Annotated in this window: 22 protein-coding genes; 10 read left to right on the top strand and 12 right to left on the bottom strand. The window is 56.1% G+C overall.

Annotated features, from left to right (window positions below; translation table 11 throughout):
* The first annotated feature begins 72 nt into the window (after positions 1-72).
* Genes IEV89_RS00535 through IEV89_RS00525 form a run of 3 tightly spaced genes read left to right on the top strand, consistent with a single transcriptional unit; the run spans position 73 to position 1,485 of the window.
* Positions 73-396: an antibiotic biosynthesis monooxygenase family protein gene (locus IEV89_RS00535; protein ID WP_188470308.1), complete on the top strand. Its 324-nt coding sequence runs from the start codon at positions 73-75 to the stop codon at positions 394-396.
* Positions 389-781, top strand: coding sequence for an amino acid-binding protein (locus tag IEV89_RS00530; RefSeq protein WP_188469362.1), 393 nt, complete (start codon positions 389-391; stop codon positions 779-781). The genes IEV89_RS00535 and IEV89_RS00530 overlap by 8 nt, the downstream gene beginning before the upstream one ends.
* Positions 782-783: 2 nt before the next feature.
* Positions 784-1,485, top strand: a complete 702-nt coding sequence (locus tag IEV89_RS00525) for an ArsR/SmtB family transcription factor (protein ID WP_188469360.1) — start codon at positions 784-786, stop codon at positions 1,483-1,485.
* Between the two features lie 75 nt (positions 1,486-1,560).
* On the opposite strand, the gene ydgU is transcribed toward IEV89_RS00525, so the two are convergent.
* The 8 genes from ydgU to IEV89_RS00490 all read right to left on the bottom strand — a co-directional run bounded on the left by ydgU (position 1,561) and on the right by IEV89_RS00490 (position 8,104).
* The gene (ydgU, locus tag IEV89_RS22100; protein WP_460527186.1) at positions 1,561-1,641 is read right to left on the bottom strand and encodes a small membrane protein YdgU; all 81 of its coding nucleotides are present in this window, start codon (positions 1,639-1,641) and stop codon (positions 1,561-1,563) included.
* Between the two features lie 110 nt (positions 1,642-1,751).
* Positions 1,752-2,231 carry an acid resistance repetitive basic protein Asr gene (asr, locus tag IEV89_RS00520; protein ID WP_188469358.1) on the bottom strand — a complete coding sequence of 160 codons (480 nt, stop codon included), beginning with the start codon at positions 2,229-2,231 and terminating at the stop codon, positions 1,752-1,754.
* A 176-nt stretch (positions 2,232-2,407) separates the two neighbouring features.
* On the bottom strand, positions 2,408-2,743 hold the full coding sequence (locus tag IEV89_RS00515) for a hypothetical protein (protein ID WP_188469356.1): 336 nt from the start codon (positions 2,741-2,743) through the stop codon (positions 2,408-2,410).
* A 153-nt stretch (positions 2,744-2,896) separates the two neighbouring features.
* The gene (locus tag IEV89_RS00510) at positions 2,897-3,613 is read right to left on the bottom strand and encodes a 4'-phosphopantetheinyl transferase family protein (protein ID WP_188469354.1); all 717 of its coding nucleotides are present in this window, start codon (positions 3,611-3,613) and stop codon (positions 2,897-2,899) included.
* Complete coding sequence (dhbA, locus tag IEV89_RS00505; RefSeq protein WP_188469352.1) at positions 3,606-4,364, bottom strand: 2,3-dihydro-2,3-dihydroxybenzoate dehydrogenase; 759 nt, start codon at positions 4,362-4,364, stop codon at positions 3,606-3,608. Before dhbA ends, IEV89_RS00510 begins: the two co-directional genes overlap by 8 nt.
* Positions 4,364-5,233, bottom strand: coding sequence for an isochorismatase family protein (locus IEV89_RS00500; protein WP_188469350.1), 870 nt, complete (start codon positions 5,231-5,233; stop codon positions 4,364-4,366). Before IEV89_RS00500 ends, dhbA begins: the two co-directional genes overlap by 1 nt.
* Positions 5,234-5,236: 3 nt before the next feature.
* Positions 5,237-6,886: a (2,3-dihydroxybenzoyl)adenylate synthase gene (locus IEV89_RS00495; protein ID WP_188469348.1), complete on the bottom strand. Its 1,650-nt coding sequence runs from the start codon at positions 6,884-6,886 to the stop codon at positions 5,237-5,239.
* 9 nt (positions 6,887-6,895) lie between these two features.
* Positions 6,896-8,104, bottom strand: a complete 1,209-nt coding sequence (locus IEV89_RS00490) for an isochorismate synthase (protein WP_188469346.1) — start codon at positions 8,102-8,104, stop codon at positions 6,896-6,898.
* Between the two features lie 197 nt (positions 8,105-8,301).
* Between IEV89_RS00490 and fepB the strand changes: the two genes are divergently transcribed.
* The 3 genes from fepB to IEV89_RS00475 all read left to right on the top strand — a co-directional run bounded on the left by fepB (position 8,302) and on the right by IEV89_RS00475 (position 9,915).
* Positions 8,302-9,270 (top strand): Fe2+-enterobactin ABC transporter substrate-binding protein, encoded by a 969-nt coding sequence (gene fepB / locus IEV89_RS00485; RefSeq protein ID WP_188469345.1) that lies wholly within the window; start codon positions 8,302-8,304, stop codon positions 9,268-9,270.
* A 124-nt stretch (positions 9,271-9,394) separates the two neighbouring features.
* The gene (locus IEV89_RS00480; RefSeq protein ID WP_188469343.1) at positions 9,395-9,658 is read left to right on the top strand and encodes a type II toxin-antitoxin system Phd/YefM family antitoxin; all 264 of its coding nucleotides are present in this window, start codon (positions 9,395-9,397) and stop codon (positions 9,656-9,658) included.
* Positions 9,655-9,915, top strand: a complete 261-nt coding sequence (locus IEV89_RS00475) for a Txe/YoeB family addiction module toxin (RefSeq protein WP_188469341.1) — start codon at positions 9,655-9,657, stop codon at positions 9,913-9,915. The genes IEV89_RS00480 and IEV89_RS00475 overlap by 4 nt, the downstream gene beginning before the upstream one ends.
* A gap of 42 nt (positions 9,916-9,957) precedes the next feature.
* Here the strand turns inward: IEV89_RS00475 and entS are convergent, their stop codons facing one another.
* Positions 9,958-11,178, bottom strand: a complete 1,221-nt coding sequence (entS, locus tag IEV89_RS00470; protein WP_188469339.1) for an enterobactin transporter EntS — start codon at positions 11,176-11,178, stop codon at positions 9,958-9,960.
* 135 nt (positions 11,179-11,313) lie between these two features.
* On the opposite strand from entS, the gene fepD reads away from it, so the two are divergent.
* The 3 genes from fepD to IEV89_RS00455 all read left to right on the top strand — a co-directional run bounded on the left by fepD (position 11,314) and on the right by IEV89_RS00455 (position 14,242).
* Positions 11,314-12,387 carry a Fe(3+)-siderophore ABC transporter permease gene (gene fepD, locus IEV89_RS00465; RefSeq protein WP_188469336.1) on the top strand — a complete coding sequence of 358 codons (1,074 nt, stop codon included), beginning with the start codon at positions 11,314-11,316 and terminating at the stop codon, positions 12,385-12,387.
* Between the two features lie 80 nt (positions 12,388-12,467).
* Positions 12,468-13,415 (top strand): iron-enterobactin ABC transporter permease, encoded by a 948-nt coding sequence (fepG, locus tag IEV89_RS00460; protein WP_373283339.1) that lies wholly within the window; start codon positions 12,468-12,470, stop codon positions 13,413-13,415.
* Positions 13,412-14,242 carry an ATP-binding cassette domain-containing protein gene (locus tag IEV89_RS00455; protein ID WP_373283332.1) on the top strand — a complete coding sequence of 277 codons (831 nt, stop codon included), beginning with the start codon at positions 13,412-13,414 and terminating at the stop codon, positions 14,240-14,242. Before fepG ends, IEV89_RS00455 begins: the two co-directional genes overlap by 4 nt.
* A gap of 7 nt (positions 14,243-14,249) precedes the next feature.
* On the opposite strand, the gene IEV89_RS00450 is transcribed toward IEV89_RS00455, so the two are convergent.
* The 3 genes from IEV89_RS00450 to fes are packed head-to-tail and all read right to left on the bottom strand — an operon-like array spanning position 14,250 to position 19,777.
* Positions 14,250-18,155, bottom strand: a complete 3,906-nt coding sequence (locus IEV89_RS00450) for an enterobactin synthase subunit F (RefSeq protein ID WP_188470304.1) — start codon at positions 18,153-18,155, stop codon at positions 14,250-14,252.
* A gap of 52 nt (positions 18,156-18,207) precedes the next feature.
* Entirely contained in the window at positions 18,208-18,438 is a 231-nt protein-coding gene (locus IEV89_RS00445; RefSeq protein ID WP_188469332.1) for an MbtH family protein, read from the bottom strand.
* Entirely contained in the window at positions 18,425-19,777 is a 1,353-nt protein-coding gene (gene fes, locus IEV89_RS00440; RefSeq protein ID WP_188469325.1) for an enterochelin esterase, read from the bottom strand. The genes IEV89_RS00445 and fes overlap by 14 nt, the downstream gene beginning before the upstream one ends.
* A 286-nt stretch (positions 19,778-20,063) precedes the next feature.
* On the opposite strand from fes, the gene IEV89_RS00435 reads away from it, so the two are divergent.
* Positions 20,064-22,337, top strand: a complete 2,274-nt coding sequence (locus IEV89_RS00435) for a TonB-dependent siderophore receptor (RefSeq protein WP_188469323.1) — start codon at positions 20,064-20,066, stop codon at positions 22,335-22,337.
* The last annotated feature ends 26 nt before the right edge of the window (positions 22,338-22,363 follow it).

The raw sequence follows: 22,363 nt of genomic DNA, 5'->3' as shown, positions 1-22,363 counted from the left end.
TCGCTCCACACCGAAGCATCACATGTTGAATCCAGTAAAGTGATGCTCATTCCTACACCAGAGAGAAGAATGATGATCGCAGTGATTTTCGAGGCGGATACCGTTCCGGCTAAACAAGCGCGCTATCTTGAGCTCGCTGCCGAATTAAAACCCCTGCTGGCTGACATAGCCGGTTTTATTTCTATAGAGCGTTTCCAAAGCCTGACGACGGAGGGGAAAATCCTTTCGTTATCGTGGTGGCAAGATGAAGAGTCGGTGCTTGCCTGGAAGAAAAATATCTTTCACAAAGCGGCACAAGCTGAAGGACGTGAATCCGTATTTTCCTTTTACCGGATCCGCATTGCGCATGTTGTCAGAGATTACTCATCAGAAAACAGGAGGTTAAGCCATGCATGATATTCATGTCATTTTGAAAAATGTGCCGGGTGAACTGGCCCTTTTAGGCGCAACCCTCGGGCATAATGGCGTGGGACTTGAAGGCGGCGGCCTATTTACAATAGGTTCACAGTGCCACGCCCATTTTCTGGTTGAAGATGGCCTGAAAGCCAGGCTCGCGCTTGAAAGCGCAGGTATTGAGGTGCGAAAAATTCATCGGCCTCTGATCCGAAAACTCAAGCAGGAACGCCCCGGCGAGTTGGGGGAAATAGCCGCAGCGTTGGCTGAAAAAGGCATCAACATCCTGACGCAATACAGTGACCATGCAAATCAACTCATCCTCATTACGGACAATGATATTATCGCGCGCCAATTAACCGAAAAGTGGGCCGTTCAGGGTGAGTAAACATGCTTAAAAAACGTGAACCGGTTGAAGATAATGACTCACTCGAACGCTCAATATCAGCCATTGCGGCGGCGATGTCTGATCCCTCCAGAGTCAAAATGCTTTGCGCTTTAATGGATGGACGGGCATGGACAGCAACGGAGCTCAGCATAGTGGCAGATATCGCCTCTTCGACGGCCAGCGCGCATCTGTCCCGGCTTTTCAATGAAAAAATGGTGACCTGCCTTTCGCAAGGACGGCACCGCTATTATCGTCTGGCGGGACATGACATTGCCGAATTGATTGAGACGATGATGGGGGTGTCATGGAAAAGGATCGTGCCTCCGGAAACCCGCGCACCGATGGGGTTAAGAACCACCCGCACCTGTTACGACCATCTGGCCGGTGAAGTCGCCGTTAAGATCTATGACGTGATGGTCAATGAAGGATGGTTTGACTCTGAGGGTACGTCAATGACGCCTGAAGGCCGCAAAAGGTTTCAAGCGTTAGGCGTTGTTCTGGATACAAAGACAAGGCGTAAAGCCTGCTGCGCCTGCCTCGACTGGAGCGAACGACGTTTTCACCTCGGCGGAGATGCGGGTGCAGCGTTCTTCACCCACTGCGAACAAAAAGGTTGGTTAACCCGCGTGCCGGGCTTCCGGGAAGTCAACATCACCTCCAGCGGCAAACTGGCCTTCAGAAGGTTATTTACTCTCGAAGTCTGATTTTCCCGGGTCTCTGATAGACCATGACAACATCGTGGGCAGGACGTCCCATAGGGATAGGCTGTTTTTTGCGCGTTATAAATAGAAGGTGATGGTGATGAAACCGCAAAGGATCAGTCCACTCAGGGTGATTTCAAACCGGTATCGATGCAGCATCATGGTTCAATACCTCAGGCCAAAGCGGAAGACAAAAACACCCGGCAAGCCGGGTGTTTAATCATCAGTCAGGATAATGGGGAGTCATATTACTCACCCCACTGTTTGACTTATGCTGCTGGAGTACTTTTTGCAGCTGGAGCCGCTTTTTTAACGTGTTTCACATGTTTAACGTGTTTTTTAGCAGCCTGTGCTTTCTGAGCAACAGGAGCCGCTTTCTTAGCGTGTTTCACGTGTTTTTTAGCAGCCTGCGCTTTCTGAGCAACAGGAGCCGCTTTCTTAGCGTGTTTCACGTGTTTTTTAGCAGCCTGCGCTTTCTCCGCTTTCTTAGCGTGTTTCACGTGTTTCTTAGCAGCCTGCGCTTTCTGAGCAACAGGAGCCGCTTTCTTAGCGTGTTTCACGTGTTTCTTAGCAGCCTGCGCTTTCTGAGCAGGTTTTTTATGTGATTTTTTAACAACATGTTTAGCCGGAGCTTTAACTGCCGCAGCAGTCGTTGTAGCAGGTGCTGGCGTCGCGGTAGTTTCAGCAGCGAACGCAACAGAAGACAGACCCATCGCAGCAGCAACAACCAGAGCTAATACTTTTTTCATTTTAATTCCTTTGCGTTTTATTGTTTAGGTATGCCCTACACTGCCGGGCCGTTGAAAAAAGATTAAGCTTTTGTAGGCGGGAAGTAAGTGAGTGAATGGTGTCGGTAAGTAACCATATGTACATTCACTCACAATACTGCCGTTTTGACGCTGGTGCGAAGGTCAGGTGCGGGCGATTACCAGGTGGTTCCATTGGAGCGGTTAATATAAATAGCCCCAGATGGCACCAAATTTTTGGTACATAAGAACGTCAGGTGAACTTCACGTCCGTCGTTGCTTTCACCCAAAATGTCGTACTTTCCGCCGCAAAAGTCATAGATTTTTTTGAAGGTATCTTCGCGGCGGCTACGTTCAAGCGGAGCAATTATGGACAAGGTGTAACTCGCTTCACCTTTGATCCCGCTGGCGTTGAGCGGGCGGTAGGTGGCAGAACCGACCGGTTTATCAATGCTTGAACAACCCGACAGAAGGCTGATGCCCGCAGCCACCACTAGAACGCTGATGTATTTCATAACGATCTCTGAAAATAAAGGAGTGATACCAGTGTATCGGCTGAAAAGGCAGAGACATGAATTTTTCAGCATCTCCAGTATCAGGAAGGAATTATCTCCCCTTTATGATGTTGCATGAAGCGTTGGTGATGCTCGCCATCATCGCGGTCTGAATCAGTAATAAAGGAAAGTGAGAATGTCATGACAACGCAACTGATAGACGCCCTCAAAGCGCATTCCGGCACGCAAACGCTCATTTAACGTCATGGTTAACTCCAGCGTGAAGCGGCATTCCTCTTCATTCAGGGAGACGAGCTGTGCGTCAAGAAAACCAAACAACCTGCCCACCTGCGGATAGAGCATTTTAAACAGGCTCTCTTTCGCCGAGAAGGTTAAAGTCAGTAATACAGAAAGAGAGAGCTGCGGGTGACGGCGAAGCCGTTCATATTCCGCGCCGTTGACAATCATCGGCAAAAAATCCAGCGCCTGCTGCTCTTCCATCAAGGTTTCAACATCAATACCTACGCCGCCCAACGGCGGTGAAGTCTCGTAACGCTGCGCCACACACAGCACCGTATCTTGGTTATGACTGATCGAACCTCTGACGGTTTGCGGCCAACGCGGTGCGCGATCCTCGCCGATCTCAATAGTGAAGTGCGGGTAGCCGAGTGAGTCTAAAACCCTCGACGCCAGATAGCGCCCAGCCAAAAACTCAGCGCGTCGTTTGGGTACGGCGCGGAGTAAGGAGGAAGGGAAAACCACGCCAAGCTCCGCAAACAACGCGTCGCAATAGGCTGTCACCGCAAAGTGACAGCGCGCAATTTTACCCGGAAACGGCGCCGCCTGCGGCAGGTTCAGCCACTCGACGGCGGTAATAAATGAGTCAGGCACTCAGTGTCGCGCCACCGTCGATCACCATATCCTGCATCGTAATATGGCTCGCGCTGTCGGAGGCCAGGAACAACACGGCGTCGGCCACCTCCTGCGGCAGCGCAATTTTGCCGAGCGGAATCCCCAGTTTGAACTGGTCGGGAAATCCGGCAATGGTGCGCTGTTCGGCGTCGGGCGTTTGCCACATCGCCTGCTGCATTGGCGTATTGGTCGAGCCCGGCGACACCAGATTACAACGCACGCCGAACGGGGCCATTTCCAGGCCGACGGTTAAACACAAGCTCCGCAGCGCCGCTTTCGAGGCGCAGTAGGCCGACATCCCGACGCGCGGCACATGGGCAGCGTTGGAGGCAATACTGACAATCGCGCCGCGTTTTTGGCGGCGGAATACCGGCAGCGTATGACGGAACAGGTTGAATGCCCCGCCCGCATTCACTGCCAGACACTCCTGCCAATCGCTGTCGCTGATGTCATCCGTCGCGCCCATGCGCAAAATACCTGCGCCATTGACCAGCACGTCCAGCACCGGTTGTTCAACCAACAACCGTTGGCAAACAGACATCACCGACTGGCTGTCGGTGATGTCCATCACTTGCGTACGAAATGGATAGGTCTCGCCGCTGAACGCTTTATCAAAACCTGTCACTGTCGCGCCCGCGTTCTGAAACGCCAGCGCGGTGTGCAGACCAATCCCCTGCCCCGCGCCGGTCACCCAAACTTGCTTACCGCTAAAATCCCATACCGTACTCATTACACTTTCTCCCCGGACAGCAGCCGCCACCAGCCATCAAGGGTCGGCGTTTTGGCCAGCGCGACAAAATCGATATCAGCGCGGATTTTACGCCAGCGAGTCGCCAGCGCCATAATACGCACAGAATCCAGACCGTAGTCGATCAAGTTCTCATCGTCGGCGATGTCGCCGCTATCGTCATCCAATAATGGCAAAATCATCGCTCGCAATGCCGCTTTACTGGCCATGCCCTGACTGCCGGTATCCGGCAACAGTTCGGCGGTCGTCACCACCTGCCCACAGCGACCGGCGGTATAGCGCAGCGCCATCAAATGCTCGTCACGGGAGAAGTCAGCCAGACCGTCGGCCACCATAAAAGGTTGAATGTTGCGCATAAAGGCATCAATGGCCGTCGTCAGGCAGCCGATGTGTGCGTAAACACCACAGATGAGTAGTTGGTCACGGCCGCTCTCTTGCAAAATATCCTGCAACGGTGAACGATGAAATGCGCTGTAGCGCCACTTAACGAGGACCTGATCATCAGCGTCGGGAGCGAGTGTATCCACCACCGCCTGCTGGTCAGGATGTTTATTCAGCCCCGGTCCCCACATGTCGTTGAGTAGCGCGCGATCTTCATCGCTCTGATTATTGGGTTGAGCGGTATAAAAAACCGGGATCCCGACTGACTTGCAGTAACGGCGCAGGTTAGCAATATTCTCTACAACTTGCTGAATCAGCGGGCTATCTTCGCTCCAGAAGTTAAGAAAATATTTCTGCATATCGTGGATCAACAACGCTGCGCGCTGCGGCTCAACCGTCCATTTGACTTTATTGACGGGCAGTTCACTCACCGCAGGCAATGCGTAGGATTCGAGTTTTGGAATGGCCATGAATTATTCTCCCTGAGGCTCAGTCTGTTCTGGTGCAACCATTGAGAGTTGCGTATCCAGGGTTTCGCGCAGATGTTTTTTATCCACCTTGCCGACCGGTGTCAGCGGTAGCCGGTCAACCCGCACAAAGCGATCGGGCAGTTTGAATTCCGCGACGCCCAGCTCACGCAGATGGCGGCGCAGTTGTACCGGTTTGAACGCTGAGTGAGTCACCACAAATGCGCAGCTTTTCTCGCCCATTAAGCTGTCAGGCATCGACACCAACGCGGCGTTAATCACACTGGCGTGGCGCAATAGCAGATTCTCAATCTCTTCCGCCGCGATTTTTTCGCCGCCACGATTGATCTGATCTTTCAGCCGCCCCTGCACCTGCACATAGCCGTCTTCGGTCAGGGAAATCAGATCGCCTGAACAGTAAAAACCCTGTGGGTCGAAAGCTTCGGCATTATGTTCAGGGCTTAAATAGTAACCGCGGAAGGTATAAGGCCCACGCGTCATCAGGCGGCCGGTCTGGCCGACAGGTAACGCATTCCCCTGTTCGTCAGCAACCCAGACTTCATCATCGGGTGACATCGGCGTGCCTTGCGTAGTGAAAATGTGCCGCTCATCGTCATCCAGCAGGGTGTAGTTCACCAGCCCTTCGGCCATGCCAAATACCTGCTGCAACGCGCAGCCGATTTCCGCCGGGATGCGCGCCGCCAGCGTTTCACTCAGTTTTGCGCCGCCCACCTGCAACAACTGCAAGCTGTCGAGAGACGGATGCGCTTCCCATTCACTCATCGCCTGCAACCACAGCGTCACCGCCGGGGGAACCAGCGCGGTGACCGTGATAGCGTGCTGTTCAATCAGCGGGAAACACACTTGTGCGCTCGGGTCGCTGGCCAGAATGACCTGGCCGCCGCCAAAAAATACGCCGAGCGCGCCGGGCGAACTCATTGGGTAGTTATGAGCAATTGGCAATGCGCATAAATAGCGGGTATGAGCATCGAAACGGCAAATTTCTACGCTGCGCCGGATGCTGTAGTAGTAATCATTATGGGTACGCGGGATCAGCTTCGGCGTACCTGTGCTGCCACCAGAGAGTTGGAAAAAGGCGACTTCGTTGGCCGGGGTCGGCGTGGCGTGAAAGTCATCGGCATCTTCGGCAATCCAGGCCGTCAGCGAATATTCTTCATCCGCCGCCGCATTAAGCAGCGCCATCACCCGCAGCGAGGGGTACTGCGTAATAAAAGCCTCGGCAAAAACATTATCCGCAAATAGCGCATGGGCGCGGTCAGCAATCAGCAGCGCGGGTTGGATCTGCGAGGCATAGGCACTCATTTCACTGCGCTGATGGCTAAACAGCGCATTGACGGGCACGACGCCGATTTTCAGCAGCGCGAAAAACACCACATAGAATTCCGTGACATTCCCCAGTTGAACCAGTGCCGTGTCGCCGGACTTCAGCCCACGCCGTTGCAGCGCAGCAGCCAGCCGGTCCGAGTGCGCAGCCAACTGACGGTAACTGAGGCTGGAGGTTGAATCAGCGATCGCTACAGCGTTGTTGTCGCTCTGACGTTGTAAAATATCGGTCAGTGGCAGATCCAGCCAGTAACCGCGTTCGCGATAGCGCTGCTCCAGATCATCCGGCCAGCGGGTAAAAGCAATAGTCATGACGACTTCCTATCTTTGGTTCAGTCCAAATGCATGCAGCATGGTGGTGAGTTTGGTGCCGGTTTCTGCCCATTCAGAGGCTGGGGATGAGTCCGGCACAATGCCCGCACCAGCAAAAAGAGTCACCTGCCTGTCTACTACTGTTCCGCAGCGAATCGTGACCACCCACTCGCCGTTTCCCTGTGCATCACACCAACCGACAATGCCGCCAAACAGACCCCGCTCGAAAGGTTCAAGCTGTTCGATAAGCTCACGGGCCGTTGACATCGGTGAGCCACACAGCGCCGGTGTCGGGTGTAAAAGGCAAGCCAGCGACAGTGCATTTTCAGCCGGATCAGCCACGTCCCCATCAATCGGGGAGGACAGATGCCAGAGCGTCGGCGTGCTAAGCAGCTCAGGCTGTTGAGGAATATTCAGATGACGGCAACGTGCGGCGAGTACCTCGCGCATGCCTTCCGTGACGATGTGATGCTCGTAGGTATCTTTCGTCGATGCCAGTAACTGACGGCTGATATGCTGATCCTGTTGAGGATCACTGCTGCGTTTGGCTGAACCCGCCAGCGGTGTAGAGTGAAAATGGTTGTCCAATTTACGTAGCAGCAATTCGGGGCTGGCACCGAGTAACGCGCCCTGCTCCAGCGGAACATGGAAGTGGAAACCGTCCGGATTTTGCTCGATCATCCGTGCCATCAGCGCCGGTTTATCCACCGAGTGGCGGGTCTCAATCTCTAACAACCGTGAAAGCACCACCTTGCTGAGCGCGCCGTCACGGGTGGCTTTCACTGCCGACGACACCATCTGCATAAAATCGTTTTTCGCCGGATGCTCGGTTTGGCTGACCATCTCAAGCAACTCAGCATCGGCAGGGATCTGGCGGTGCAGAAATGGCTGCCGGTCAAACCACTGTACCTGCTGAGGGACAAACAACGCAGAAGGTTGCCGCGTATCAAAGGGAATAGCGCCGCAGAGGATTGGATTAGCGATTCCGGCCGCTTGTGCCTGGCTAAATGCCTGCTGCACCGCCTGCTGGAACGCACTATTGAGTGATTCACCGCCCGCGGCAGGCTGGCTCAGGCGAGTAAAACAGCCCTGCGTAGCCAGACTGCGAAATGGTGAGGTGAAGAAGAAACCCGACGTGGGAGAAATATTTGCTGGGTTATCAACACTGCCTCTGAGTCGCTCATTTGTCTGGTTGACCATGTTCACTGTTGCATCCATTGGTTCACTCCTGTTAACAAAATGATAATGCATATAATAACCATTATCATTTGTATTTATTGCAGGTAAACTACTTGACGAATTTATGCCTGTCAATAAACGTAAACCACGTTTTGTACGTTTAGGATTGGGATGCTAAGCGTGAACATGCTGTGAAATTAGCGATACCAGCATGTAATAACTAAGGATTGCAATTAATGAAGAACACTCTATTTCAACGTCTCAGCCTGTCTGCGGCGGTTTTGGCATTACTGATGCAAACTTGCATCGCTGCCTCGGTGGGATGGCCACGAGAGATTAAAACCGAGCACGGCATCGTCACGCTCAACCAACCACCGCAACGCATTGTCTCTACTAGCGTGACCGTCACCGGCACTTTGCTCGCGATTGACGCGCCGGTTATTGCCAGCGGCGCGACCACGCCCAACAGCCGTATCGCTGACGCGCAAGGGTATTTAAATCAGTGGAGCCAGATTGCGGCTGAGCGCAACGTGCAACGGTTGTATATCGGTGAACCCAACGCCGAAGCCATCGCCGGGCAAGCGCCGGACCTGATTATCATGTCGGCCACAGGCGGAGATTCGGCCCTCAAACTTTACGATCAGCTTGCCGCCATTGCACCGGTACTGGTGGTCAACTATGACGACAAAAGCTGGCAGGAGCTGGCACGACAACTCGGTGAAGCCACCGGCCATGAAGCGCAGGCCAAAGCCACCGTGAAGCAGTTTGACGAGAGAGTCAAAAAGCTTAAAGCCGAGCTGGCATTACCCGCTCAACCCGTCTCCGCGCTGGTCTACCGCCCGGAGGGTCAGTCAGCTAATCTGTGGACTGCCGCCTCACCGCAGGGGCAACTGCTGCACCAACTGGGCTTTACTCTGGCCGAACTTCCCGCCAGCCTGCATGGCAGCCAGAGCCAGGGCGTACGCAAAGACATTGTGCAACTGAGCGGTGAAAACCTGGCTGAAGGACTGAATGGCCAAACACTGCTGCTGTTTGCTGGTGATAACAGTGACAAACAGCGGCTAATGAGCAACCGCTTTCTGGCCCACCTTCCGGCGGTGAAAAACCAACAGGTTTATCCGCTCGGCAATGACACTTTCCGCCTGGACTATTACAGCGCCAGTAACCTGCTAACACGGCTGGAAACGCTGTTTATTTCTCACTAACTGTATCGGAGGGCGCGCCCGGCTGCCCCAGCATGAGACTGTCGTTAAAATGTGCCGGTTGCACCGCTCCTGGATGTGTACCATAATACGTACGTACAGAATCATGTACATACGGAGAAATACTATGCACACACTTACCAGCACCGAATTACGCCAGACCTTAGCGCCCGTCCTGGACGAGGTAAGCGCAAGCCGCGCCCCGATCATGGTCACACGGCAGGGCGCTGAAAATGTCATTCTGATTGCAGAATCCGAATGGTCTGCCATGCAGGAAACGCTTCACCTGTTTAGCAATCCAGCGAACGCCGCGCACCTGATGGAAAGCATCGCGCAGGCCGAACGCGGCGAAGTAATACCTTTCGACCTTTCGGCCGGAACTTTTAAATGAATGTCGTTTTTACCCATAAGGCGAAAGAGGATTATGACTACTGGGCCGAGGTAAACCCGAAGACCCGCGATAAGATTCTGGAGCTGTTACGCAATACCGCAGAAACACCTTTTAAAGGCATCGGCAAGCCGGAAGCCCTTAAACATAAAAAGCCGCTATGGTCGCGCAGGATAACGCAGGAGCACCGCCTGGTGTACTGGGTAGAGGGTGATACTGTCACCGTAGTGGGCTGCCGATATCATTACACCAATATCTGAATTACCCAGGATGATGTTGGTTTTTTTTGGCTGGAAGCGCACTCAGTTAACGGTATCTCGTAACGCCCGCATCGCAAACGCCAGCACCACGCCGAGAACCGCAGCAGAGAAACCGAAACTTGCGGTGGTCATCGCGGGTAACATCACTGAGCCCATCGCGCCGAGCAGCAACGCACCGATGGCATCGCCAGTGACGTTCTGCGCGGTCCACAAGCCGTTAATCCGGCCAAGGAAATCATCCGGCGTCAGGTTCTGGATTAGCGCATATTGCAGCAACGCATTAATAGCGCTGAGATAGCCGAAGATAACCAAAAAGACCAAGCCCAGCCCAAACCACGGCATCAGGCTGAATAGGCCGATGGCAACGAACGCGCCGATGGCCGTCATCAGCAGCATCCAGCCGGGCCGAGCCACATTCGCCACCCGTCCGCTGGTCAGTGCACCAACAGCCGCACCCAGTGGCACCGCCGCGTACATCAGCCCCAGCTCAGACGCGCTAACCTGCCAGAGACCGGACAGCGCCGGGTAGAGCACACGCACCGCGCTTGCCATGGTCAGCAGTGCACCAATCAGCGCGACCATGCCAATCACCCGGTTCTGCAACAGGAAGGCGAAGCCGGACACCAGCGCCCGCAGCGGATGTTCGCGTTTTTGTACCGGTGGCATCAATTGTGGCAAACGCAGCAGCGGGATCAGCGTCAGGCCAGTACCGAGCGCCGCCAGAGCGTAGTTCCACACGACCCCACCGCTGGCGATCACCAGCCCGCCAATCGCTGGCGAGAGAATCGAGCCAAACCGCACGGTAAGCATGCTGATCGCCCCGGCCTGCACCAGATTTTCACGCCCGACAATCGCGGGCGTGGCCGCCAACAGCGCCGTAACACCTACCGCACCAAAGAAACCATCCCACACCGCCAGCAGATAGATCAGGGTCAGCGAGGGCGCAGGCAAAGCCGCATTGATACACAACCCGATAAACCCCAGCCCGCAGGTGCTGCGCGCAAACAAGATCAAGCGACGACGCTCATAGCGGTCGGCCATCACGCCGCCCATCAACAGACCAACAAACATGCCGCTTCCAGCCAAGGTAACCGACAACCCCACCAACAGCGTGGAACCCGTCATGGCCTGAATTTGTACCGGCACCGCAATACCCAGCAGACCCAATGCCAGAATCGAAATAAAGCGGGCGCAGAAGACGGCACGGAAAGTGGCATGGGTTTTCAGCAGGGAAAAGTCGAGCAAAATCGAGGGTTTATTCATTATAAAATTGTCTTAAACCAGTAAAAGGCACAGTCGGAGTGATGCTATTGAGAGAGAACTCATGCTACCATAGTCAAACGCAATAGATAATGATAATAAATATCATTCAGATTAACTTTGGTATCTTTCCTTACTATGTCACGGCTTCTAACCGCTAAACCTCACAAGCTTTGCCCCACACCACAACAGCGGCAACCTGCCACCTCGCAGGCATTCCTGCGCCGCGCTGTCTGTATGTTGTTGGCCATTGCCGGGCTGGCGCTGGTTATTTTCCTCAGCCTCTCCGTTGGCGCAAAATCCATCCCGCTGCATACCACGATCGCCGCTTTGCAGGGCCAGTGCACCCAGCCTGACTGCGTGATCATCCATGATGCTCGTTTGCCACGCACGCTGGCCGGGCTGTTGGCAGGCGTGGCGCTGGGACTTTCCGGCGCACTGATGCAAATCCTCACCCGCAATCCGCTGGCCGATCCCGGGATTCTTGGCGTCAACGCCGGTGCCGGTTTTGCCGTGGTGCTGGGCATCACCTTTTTCGGCGCCGTCGACGTCAGCCAGTATTTATGGTTTGCCTTTGCCGGTGCGCTGGTCGCGACGCTGATGGTGGCGTTGATCGGCGCTATCGGTGGCGGCAAGGTCAGCCCGATACGCCTGACGCTAGCGGGCGTGGCGCTCGGTGCCGTGCTGGAAGGTTTTAGCTCAGGGCTCTCCCTGCTCAATCCTTTGGTGTTTGATCAACTGCGTTTCTGGCAGGCTGGCTCGTTGGATATCCGCAGTATGGCGGTGATCCACGCGGTAACATTGCCGATCCTCAGCGGAGCCTTCCTCACGCTGCTGATGACCCGTGCCCTGAATAACCTGAGCATGGGAAGTGATCTTGCGACAGCGCTGGGGACCCGCATTATTCCTACCCAGCTGTGCGGTCTGCTGGCCGTGACATTACTGTGCGGCAGTGCCACGGCGGCGGTCGGGCCGATTGCCTTCGTTGGCCTCATCATGCCGCACATCGCACGCCACATGGCGGGCTCAGATCCACGCTGGATGCTGCCCTGGACGCTGGTACTGACGCCGATTTTACTGCTGACGGCCGATATTGTCGGACGGTTGCTGATACCGGGCGAACTCCGCGTCTCTATCGTGACAGCCTTTATCGGCGCACCGGTGCTGATTGTGCTGGTGCGTAACCGTGCGCTGATGAAGCGGGGTTCATAATGACAAGCTTCATTTCAACCACACCACCTTCGCGCAAGATAGCGCCATTTTCGCGACAAATACTCACGATCTTATGCCTCATGATCCTCTGCGTGATATTGGCGATATACGGGCTGGGCAGCGGCACGCTCTCACTTAGCCCGATGCAGGTGATTAACGCCCTGCACGGAGAAGGGCCACATAATCTAACGGTTATTGTCACCCAGTGGCGGCTGCCCCGCGTAACGATGGCGTTGATTTTGGGCGCGGCGCTGGCGGCCAGCGGGGCAATTTTTCAGTCGCTGATGCGTAATCCCCTCGGCAGCCCGGATGTGATTGGCTTCAATACCGGTGCCTACAGTGGCGTACTGGTGGCGATCGTGTTGTTCAATAGCTCGATGCTGGGCATTACCGCAGGCGCGATGACTGGCGGCCTGCTGACAGCCTTACTGGTCTACCTGCTGGCGTGGCGTAACGGGGTTGAAACCTTCCGCCTGATTATTGTGGGTATCGCCATACGTGCGCTGCTCGTGGCTGGCAACACCTGGCTGGTGATTTCGGCCTCGCTGGAGTCAGCACTGGCGGCCGGGTTATGGAGCGCAGGTTCGCTGAACGGTATGACCTGGGCTAAAAGCCTCCCGGTAGTGGGCCTGATTATTCTGGCCTGGGGACTGGCGCTCATGCTCTCGCGGCGTATGCATTTGCTGGAGATGGGCGATGATATGGCCCGTGCGCTGGGTGTGCCGGTAGAACGCTCGCGGCTGCTGTTGATGCTGACGGGCGTGGCCCTGACTGCCGCCGCCACTGCGGTCGCCGGGCCGATCTCCTTTATCGCGCTGGTTGCCCCGCAAATTGCCCGCCGGTTGTGTCCCAATCAGTCACAGCCGCTGCTCATTGCTGGCCTGACCGGCGCACTGCTGTTGCTGGCAGCAGACGTCGCGACACAGCGCCTGTTCTTACCTTACCAGTTGCCGGTCGGTGTGCTGACCGTCAGTCTCGGCGGCATTTATCTGATTGGATTATTAATTCGTGAGTCGCGCAGAAAATGATGACGCAAAAACACCATAACGCCCCGCTGCGGGGTGAAAATCTAACCCTAAGCTATGACAAAAAAGTGGTGATAGAGGATCTGAATATCACCATTCCACACGGCGAACTGACCGTGATTATCGGTCCTAATGCCTGTGGAAAATCGACTCTTTTACGTACGTTGAGTCGCCTGATTTCACCGCAATCTGGCACTGTGCTGCTCAATGGCCGACAGATAAGCGACTACGCGACCAAAGAGGTGGCGCGTGAACTCGGGTTGTTGCCGCAAAGCTCGGTCGCGCCCGGCGATATTTTGGTAGAAGATTTGGTTGGCCGTGGCCGTTATCCGCATCAACGGATGTTCAGCCGCTGGAAAGAGGCTGACCGGCTGGCGGTCAGTGAAGCCATGCAGGCAACGGGTATCAGCGAGCTGGCGGATCGTGCCGTCGATACCCTGTCAGGCGGACAGCGCCAACGGGTGTGGATAGCCATGGTGCTGGCTCAGCAAACACCGCTGTTGTTACTCGATGAGCCGACCACTTGGCTGGATATCACTCATCAGATTGATTTGCTGGAATTAATGCAGGATCTCAACCGTAATCTGGGCCGCACGCTGGTGGTGGTGTTGCATGATCTCAACCACGCCTGCCGTTATGCCACGCACTTGATCGCCATGCGCGAGGGCAAGATTGTCGCCCAAGGATCACCGGCAGAAATTGTGACCACCACACTGATTGAAGCCGTATTCGGTCTACGCTGTATGATCATCGACGATCCCGTTTCGCATACGCCGCTAGTGGTACCGCTGGGAAGAGAACCCTCCCCAGCGATACGCCGCCCTGATTGACCTAAGGTTACGTCGTTAAGGTTCTTAAGACACGATTGAGCAACGGCCCAAGGACGTTGAACGAAGCCGGGGAGACAATATCTACGTGCGCACAGTCCAGTTCGTGAACCTGCAAGGCATCAACGTATTTCGCCCAGGTTTGTTGTACGTCCATCCCTTCCTGCAACGTTTGCCGCGCGACAAACAGCGTGGCCTGTCCGTGGAAGCGCGCGGTGTGGGTCGCCGACAACAGGCGCACTGAATCCGCATAGTTGGCCTCAATATGATCGAACATGGTCTGGCGGGCCTCGCTCTGTTCGCCATCCAGTGTCTGCTCTGAAGCCGCCCTGAACTGCTGGCGTTCGCGCTGGATCTCCTGCAACACGTTGTCATCCAGCATCACATCCCAGCTCTGGGTTTCCGGCGGGTAGGTGTCCAGCAACCCGAGAAACGCCACCTCTTCCCCTCTGGCTTGCAGGCGGGCCGCAATGCCCTGTGCCAGCGTCCCGCCAAGTGAATAACCGATGAAATGGTAAGGGCCATGCGGCTGCATGTTGACGACCGTTTGCAGGTGAGCATCACATACCTGTTCCATATCCTGGCTGACGGCCAGCGGGCCATCAGGATGTGGCGACTGAATGCCCACCACAGACCAGTGTTCGTCCAGGTAGCGCGGCAGTACGCTGAACTGCCAGGCAAAACCGGACGCCGGATGCAGACAGAAGAGGATCGGGCCACGGCTGATGCGCAGCGGCAACAGCGTATCAAAACCGCTGCGGTCCGCCTCTTCCTGCGTGCGATCTTCGGCCAGTAGCTGCGCCAGTTGTTCTACCCGCGATGCCACCATCACCTGCCCGACCGACACGGGTTTGCCGAGTTCACGCCGCAGTTCAGCGGCTAAGCGCATTGCCAGCAGCGAATGTCCACCGAGTGCGAAAAAGTCGTCATCGGCAAAGACCTGTTCACATTGCAATAAACGCCCGAACAGCGTCGCAATCGTGCTCTCGATCCCCGGTAAGGGTTCGCGTCCACACAGGTTTGTGGCACTTTGCGGCGGCGGTAACGCTTTCCTATCGAGCTTGCCATTAGCGCTGAGCGGCAACGCGTCGAGTGTCACCAACACCACCGGCACCATATGCGCAGGCAACCGTTCGGCCAGCGCGGCGAGCAGACTTCCGGCATCCAGTGTCACGCCAGGTTGTGCGACCAGGTACCCCACCAACTGACGTGCGTCACCACAGGTGGCGTCGCTGCTGACCGCGCCCAAGACCGTGGCGTGAGTCACGGCCTGCTGCACACCGGGCAGCGACAGCAGGGCATGGTCGATGTCGCTCAGTTCAATGCGTTGACCGCGAATTTTGAGCTGATCGTCACTGCGCCCGAGATACTCCACTGCACCGTCAGGCAACCATCGCGCCACATCACCGGTGCGGTACATGCGTCCGCCCTGCCCGAACGGGTCAGCCACAAAGCGGCTGGCGGTGAGCTCAGGTCGACCAAGATAGCCTTGAGCCAACTGGTCGCCGGTCAGGTAGAGATCCCCCGCCACGCCCGGCGGCACCGGCTGTAACCGTGCGTCAAGAATACGCAGCCCCGTGTTCCACACGGGCAGGCCGATGGGAACGTTAGCCCCGTTGACCGCCGCCAATGCATCGCCCCATGCGGGGTGCCAGCTGACATCTACCGCGGCTTCGGTCGGGCCATACAGATTGTGCAGCGGCACGCCGGTTTTACGCTGCCATAAACGGCAAAGCTCGGTGGGTAGCGCTTCTCCGCTGCAAAATACCTGTTTGAGCGAAGCACACTGGGCGACGGCCTGCGGGGTGTCCAGCGCAGCGACAAACGCCGCCAGCATTGACGGCACAAAGTGCAGCGTGGTCACTTGATGTTGTTCAATCAGATTCAACAGCGATTCGGGATCGCGGTGCGCTTCCGGCGGTGCCATCACCAAACGCGCGCCAACCATCAGCGGCCAGAAAAACTCCCACACCGAGACATCAAAACTGCACGGCGTTTTTTGCAACACCACATCCTGACAGGTTAGCGGGTAGCGATCCTGCATCCACAGCAGCCGGTTAACGATGGCCTGATGCCCGACCACGACCCCTTTAGGGCGACCTGTCGATCCTGAGGTGAAGATCAAGTAAGCCGCATGTTCAGGCGTTGGCGCATTAACCGGCAGCGCGGCTACCGCATCCGGCGGGAAAGGTTTGTCCACCAGCAGTATGCGGCCCTGATCAGCAAAACGCGCCAGCTGGTCGGGATGTGTGATGATCAACCGCGGGCTGGCATCTTCCAGCATCATCCTCAGCCGCTCATCGGGGTAGCCGGTATCGAGCGGCAGGTAAGCTGCGCCCACCTCAACAATCGCCATCAGCGCCAGCGACAGAAACACCGAGCGCGGCAGCGCAACGGCCACAATATCGCCGCGTATCACGCCCTGTTTCGTCAGCTGTTGTGCCAGTGCCACAACCTGTGCGCGGGTCTGTGCATAGCTGAACTGATGATGCTGATCGGCCAACGCAGGCGCGTGCGGCGTGCGTTCTGCCTGTTCCGCCAACTGCTGGCTCAGCGTACTTTTCACCACCGGATGGGCGGTATTGTTGACCCGTTCGAGCAACTGACGGTCTGCGTCGCTCAGCAGGTTCGCCGCACCGATCGGCAATGCCGTATCTGCGGCAAACTGACTCAGCAACAACGGCAGGCGCTGCAAATGCGCCTCAAGCTCGTCGCGATCATAGCGTTCAGCATTGGCCTGCAGATCCACCGTTAGCGCACCGCGATCACCGATATGCAGCGCGATCTCCAGATCCCGCACCGGCCCGGAGGCAAGATCGTGCGTGGTGCCTGCCACACCGTCGAAATCGATGTGGTAGTCGAACATTTTAAAGTTGAATACCGTGCCGTACAGCGGTCGGGCATCACCAGCAATGCCCATGTCACGGGAGATCTGCTCGGCATCGTAACGTTGATGGCGGCGAACTTTTTTGAGTTCGTTGCGCAGGCTAACGGCCAGTTCAGCCAGCCTGTGAGTGGGAGCCACGTTCATCGCCACCGGCAGCACGTTGATCACGGGACCGGTCGCACACAATGCGGCTGAGCCCATGCGGCGCATGAAAATGAAACCGCCACAGAAATCTGTCTGACCACTCAAACGTGATACCCACAGCACCACCAGCGCGATGGCGATGTCGCTGGCAGTCAACGCGTCTTCTGGTGCCATCGCGATCAGAGACGCCAGCTGACGAGCGTTGCAGTCACATGAAAGCCGATGAAGGCGCACCGACGGTACCTGCCCGGTCAATGGCTGCGGGCAGAGGGTCGCTGGCGCGGGTAGCGTCGCGGCTTTTTCACGCCAGAACTGGGCATCACGCGCAAAAGCGGGTCCTTGCTGGTACTGCTGATACTCCTCCACCACCTCCCGGAACGGCACAAATGGCGTAGGTTCTGGCGTTTGCCCCTGGCGCCGCGCGGTATAAAGCGTGGCGATACGCCGGGCAATCGCGGTGAAGCTAAAGCCATCGACCTGAATATGGTGATAGCGCTGATACCAAAACCAGCGCGCATCGGCGATGCGGATCAGGACATGGCGGTGCAGAATCTTGCCACTGAGAATACGCAGTTCCGCCGCCAGATCCTGGCGCATCAGGTTCAGCGCGGCATGCTCAGGATTGGCCGACTCGCGCAAATCCAGGCACTCTGGCTGAAAAGCGGAAGCCGGTGACTGCGGGCTTTGCCACGCAAAGCCGTCCTGCTCCTCATAACGCATATGCAGCGTATCGGCTTCAGCCAGGCCCTGCACGATGGCTTGCATCATGTCGCCGGTATCGAGCGAGCCGTTAATGTCAATATAATGGGCGACGGTGTAGGCATTGCCGTGCGGCGAAAGCTGGTCCGCCATCCAAATGCCGGGTTGCGCGGCCACCAGCGGCATGGCGGTGGTCACGCCTTTACGGGGTGCTAATCGCGAAGTTTCAGACACCAGATCACTCCTGTTCGAAAGAGGCTGCATCATGCAGGCGCAGGGATTGTGGGCGCATGTCACGCCAATTTTCCTCCAGCCAGTTGGCGCATTGCTCGCGGGCCGACGGGCCAAAGACTACGTGCCAGCCCGCGGGAACCAACAAAGTGTCCGGCCACAGGCTGAACTGCTGCTGGTCGTTACTTAATACGCAGCACACCCCATTTGGGTCATCAAACGGGTTAAGGTTTTCCATCACACACTCCTTCGACTTCACGCACTGCCGCGGTGGTAACCACAAAGTGTGGTGACCACAACATCGCCAGCCCGTCCATGAGTCCGCCGCGCCAGCAAAGGGCATCATGCCCGCCGACAACATCGCGGTAATGAAGCTGATGCGACGTCTGCTGTAACCGTTTCACCAGTTCGCCGTTCATCCGATGGATCAGACGCTCATGCACACCCGCTTCCATAAAGATTTTCAGCGATGCAGCCTGCCCAACACCCTGCTCGATCTGGCGCAGTAACCAGCCGGATTGATCCTCAGACGGTTCTGCCTGCTGGATTTGGCGTTGCGGCCACCAGAAGGAGCCAGACTGACTGAGCGCACAGCCAAAGGTTTGTGGCCAGTGCAGGCAGGCGTACAGCGCCGAGAGGCCACCAAAACTTTGTCCGGCCACCAGGGTGGTGTCGGGCGAATCACGGTATGGCGCCCAGACGCGCAGCTGCGGCAGAAGTTCCTCCTGCACCGCCAGCCAGAAGTCAGCATTGCAGGTCAGTTCGCGGCTGCGGTGTTCGATATCTATCGCCTCAATTAACAGATACACCGCCTCGGGCAGTTTGCCCTGCTCCGTCAACTGATGCAGCGGTTCCCAGACCGGCATCTCCTGCGACCAGAACTGGCCATCCAGCAGAATGGCTAACGGGCGCGAGGTGGGATCGCTGTCGCCGGTGGTATACACCCAAACCGTGCGGCTGTTACCGAGACGCGGGCTGTGCCATTGCTGTTTTTGCAGCAAGGTCGGCGGTGCTGGCGTACAGCGGCCACAGCCGGTCGCGAAGTTGTCGAAATCTCGCCACACGCTTTGCGGCAGAGCGTCCGGCATATGCAGCCCGGATACCCGATGTCCGCGTCCGCCGGACCAACTGCGGTGGGCGTTGAGGATGTCGTGCGTTGAGGTCGTAAAGCGATCACTCCACCAGTGGCGCAACGCCATCATGTTGGCATGAGGGTCATCTGACGGGGGTATGAAAGGATGACTCTCGGTGACGGGCATAAAACTGTAACTGCCGCGCCAGCCCGCTTCGATGTCGGTTTGCCAGAACCAGACATCCGTGCCGGTTAGGCGTTGCAGGCTTTGTGGAAGAGCGGTCTGATGGTGGTCGGTCTTGCCGGTAATGTTGATCCACACATGCTGACAGGCTGACGTGAATTCGTTGCCTTGCGGATCACGCCAGAAGAAGGTGACCTTCCAGTGACCCGGTTTTGAAGGCTCAATCCATGGCGTTCCGCGTCGGGCAATGTCCAGCCACCAGCGGTTACTGCCCGCATACCGGCTGGACAGTTGCGCGCCACTTTCTGACTCTGATTCCATTTCCAACATACCTACTCACTTTGTGGTGGTTTATTTAACATAGCCATAACGTCATCTTTTATAACAAGTTACATGTAGAAATCATTTTTGGCGTTACGTCAAACGATAAGGAGAATGGTATTGATAATTGTTTTCATTTGCAATAGTGTGTGTCTGCCCAAGCGTATTGGGCAACAATTGACGACACACCCCATGACAACCGGCTGTCCCGCTGCTGGCTTTTATCTCCCCTCATGCAGCCATTGCAACCAGTGGTTCAGGGACGGAAACCGGACCAGGAACGAAAATGAACAACACATTGTCCAGCTACTCTTTAGCGACGCTTTTAGGATTGGGCCTCGGGGCCAGCACATTCTCAACCTCTCTCAGCGCCGCGACCACGGTTGAGTCATCGGCAGATCACACCGAGTCCAATAAAACCGAAGATCTCAATGGCGACACCATCATGGTCACCGCCGCGCAGCAAAATCTACAGGCACCGGGCGTCTCCACCATCACTGCGGATGAAATCAAAAAACGGCCTCCGGCACGTGATATCAGCGAGCTGATACGCACCATGCCCGGCGTCAACCTCACCGGGAACTCCACCAGCGGCCAGCGCGGTAATAATCGTCAGATTGATATTCGTGGTATGGGTCCGGAAAATACCCTGATCCTGATCGACGGCCTTCCAGCCAACAGCCGCAACTCGGTACGTCAGGGCTGGCGTGGCGAGCGCGATACTCGCGGTGACACCGCCTGGGTACCGCCAGATATGATTGAACGCATCGAAGTGCTGCGTGGCCCAGCCGCGGCACGCTACGGCAACGGTGCGGCAGGTGGCGTCGTCAATATCATCACCAAACGCGATACCAACGCGTTGCACGGCTCATGGAATACCTACATGAACGTGCCACAACATGATCAAGAAGGCTCGACCAAGCGTACCGACTTCAGCCTCTCCGGCCCGCTCGGCGATCAGTTCAGCTTCCGCCTGTTTGGCGGCTACAGTAAAACCCAGGCTGACGCGCAAGATATCAACCAAGGGCATCAATCTTTACGCACGGGCACCTACGCGGATACGCTGCCTGCCGGGCGTGAAGGCGTGATTGATAAAAACATCGATGGCCTGCTGCGTTGGGATTTCGCACCGATGCAGTCATTGGAGTTCGAAGTTTACAATGGACGTCAGGGCAACCTGTATGCCGGTGATACGCAAAATACCAACACCAGCGACCTGGTGAAAAGCCAGTATGGTAATGAGACCAACCGCATTTACCGCCAGACCTATGCGCTGAATTATCGTGGCGCGTGGGATAACGGCATCAGTACCACCAACTATGTGCAGTATGAGAAAACCAGGAATACGCGTTTGAATGAAGGGCTGGCTGGCGGCACCGAGGGGATTTTCGCCAGCACGGCTTTCAATACCACCTCGCTTAATAACGTCTTGCTGCACAGTGAAGTGAGTGTGCCGTTCGATCTCTGGGTGCCGCAGACCGCGACCCTCGGCACCGAGTGGAATCAGCAAAAGATGAAAGACCCTTCCTCCAATACCCAGACCATGATGGGAGGAGATATTGCGGGTGTGGATAGCACCAACCGCAGTCCTTACGCTTCCGCTGAGATTTTCTCGCTGTTTGCAGAAAACAATATGGAGCTGACCGACAGCACCACACTGACGCCAGGCCTGCGTTTTGATCACCACTCGATTGTGGGTGACAACTGGAGCCCATCCCTGAACCTGTCACAGGAACTGGGTGACGACTTCACGCTGAAAATGGGTATCGCCCGCGCTTACAAAGCCCCCAGCCTCTACCAGACCAATCCAAACTACGTGCTCTACAGCAAAGGTCAGGGTTGTGCCGCCAGCAGCGGAGGTTGTTACCTGCTGGGAAATGACGACCTGAAGGCTGAGACCAGCATCAATAAAGAGATCGGGTTGGAGTTCCACCGCAATGGTTATCTGGCGGGCCTGACCTATTTCCGCAACGATTACCGCAATAAAATCGAAGCGGGCTCTGTGGCAAGCGGCACCTCAACCAACGGTAGCTCCGATGTTTATCGCTGGGAAAACGTACCGAAAGCCGTGGTTCAGGGGCTGGAAGGAACGCTGAATATTCCGGTGACTGACACCCTTGCCTGGAATAACAACGGCACCTACATGATTGAGAGCAAGAATAAAGAGACCGGCGATTATCTGTCGATTATTCCAAAGTTCACCATCAACTCTACGTTGAGCTGGCAGGCCACGGAAGACCTCTCGCTGCAATCCACCATGACCTGGTATGGCCGTCAGAAGCCGAAGAAATACAACTACAAAGGTGAAGCGATCACTGGCAGCGAACGGAATGAAGTGAGCCCTTACGCCATATTTGGCCTGAGCGGCACCTACACAGTGAATAAATATGTCAGCGTGACGACCGGTATTGATAACTTGTTCGATAAACGCCAGTACCGCGAAGGCAACGCTCAGACCGTCGGTAACGCCATCACCAACGCCTACATGTACGGCGCCGGGGCCGCGACCTACAACGAACCGGGCAGAACCTATTATATGAGTCTGAACACCCACTTCTAAGTCAGGTAAGTTAGGTTAAAAAATGC

It is taken from the genome of Hafnia psychrotolerans (assembly GCF_014639435.1).
In the GTDB taxonomy this organism is placed as follows: domain Bacteria; phylum Pseudomonadota; class Gammaproteobacteria; order Enterobacterales; family Enterobacteriaceae; genus Ewingella; species Ewingella psychrotolerans.
The sequence above is the reverse complement of the archived record's forward strand: the minus strand, read 5'-3'. Positions and strand labels throughout refer to the sequence as shown.

What these genes read in the sequence shown, in the direction of transcription:
- IEV89_RS00535 (WP_188470308.1), top strand. Translation starts at nt 73, where the DNA reads ATGATCGCAGTGATTTTCGAGGCGGATACCGTTCCGGCTAAACAAGCG.
- IEV89_RS00530 (WP_188469362.1), top strand. Translation starts at nt 389, where the DNA reads ATGCATGATATTCATGTCATTTTGAAAAATGTGCCGGGTGAACTGGCC.
- IEV89_RS00525 (WP_188469360.1), top strand. Translation starts at nt 784, where the DNA reads ATGCTTAAAAAACGTGAACCGGTTGAAGATAATGACTCACTCGAACGC.
- ydgU (WP_460527186.1), bottom strand. Translation starts at nt 1,641, where the DNA reads ATGCTGCATCGATACCGGTTTGAAATCACCCTGAGTGGACTGATCCTT.
- asr (WP_188469358.1), bottom strand. Translation starts at nt 2,231, where the DNA reads ATGAAAAAAGTATTAGCTCTGGTTGTTGCTGCTGCGATGGGTCTGTCT.
- IEV89_RS00515 (WP_188469356.1), bottom strand. Translation starts at nt 2,743, where the DNA reads ATGAAATACATCAGCGTTCTAGTGGTGGCTGCGGGCATCAGCCTTCTG.
- dhbA (WP_188469352.1), bottom strand. Translation starts at nt 4,364, where the DNA reads ATGAGTACGGTATGGGATTTTAGCGGTAAGCAAGTTTGGGTGACCGGC.
- IEV89_RS00500 (WP_188469350.1), bottom strand. Translation starts at nt 5,233, where the DNA reads ATGGCCATTCCAAAACTCGAATCCTACGCATTGCCTGCGGTGAGTGAA.
- IEV89_RS00495 (WP_188469348.1), bottom strand. Translation starts at nt 6,886, where the DNA reads ATGACTATTGCTTTTACCCGCTGGCCGGATGATCTGGAGCAGCGCTAT.
- IEV89_RS00490 (WP_188469346.1), bottom strand. Translation starts at nt 8,104, where the DNA reads ATGGATGCAACAGTGAACATGGTCAACCAGACAAATGAGCGACTCAGA.
- fepB (WP_188469345.1), top strand. Translation starts at nt 8,302, where the DNA reads ATGAAGAACACTCTATTTCAACGTCTCAGCCTGTCTGCGGCGGTTTTG.
- IEV89_RS00480 (WP_188469343.1), top strand. Translation starts at nt 9,395, where the DNA reads ATGCACACACTTACCAGCACCGAATTACGCCAGACCTTAGCGCCCGTC.
- IEV89_RS00475 (WP_188469341.1), top strand. Translation starts at nt 9,655, where the DNA reads ATGAATGTCGTTTTTACCCATAAGGCGAAAGAGGATTATGACTACTGG.
- entS (WP_188469339.1), bottom strand. Translation starts at nt 11,178, where the DNA reads ATGAATAAACCCTCGATTTTGCTCGACTTTTCCCTGCTGAAAACCCAT.
- fepD (WP_188469336.1), top strand. Translation starts at nt 11,314, where the DNA reads ATGTCACGGCTTCTAACCGCTAAACCTCACAAGCTTTGCCCCACACCA.
- fepG (WP_373283339.1), top strand. Translation starts at nt 12,468, where the DNA reads ATGATCCTCTGCGTGATATTGGCGATATACGGGCTGGGCAGCGGCACG.
- IEV89_RS00455 (WP_373283332.1), top strand. Translation starts at nt 13,412, where the DNA reads ATGATGACGCAAAAACACCATAACGCCCCGCTGCGGGGTGAAAATCTA.
- IEV89_RS00450 (WP_188470304.1), bottom strand. Translation starts at nt 18,155, where the DNA reads ATGCCGCTGGTGGCCGCGCAACCCGGCATTTGGATGGCGGACCAGCTT.
- IEV89_RS00445 (WP_188469332.1), bottom strand. Translation starts at nt 18,438, where the DNA reads ATGGAAAACCTTAACCCGTTTGATGACCCAAATGGGGTGTGCTGCGTA.
- fes (WP_188469325.1), bottom strand. Translation starts at nt 19,777, where the DNA reads ATGGAATCAGAGTCAGAAAGTGGCGCGCAACTGTCCAGCCGGTATGCG.
- IEV89_RS00435 (WP_188469323.1), top strand. Translation starts at nt 20,064, where the DNA reads ATGAACAACACATTGTCCAGCTACTCTTTAGCGACGCTTTTAGGATTG.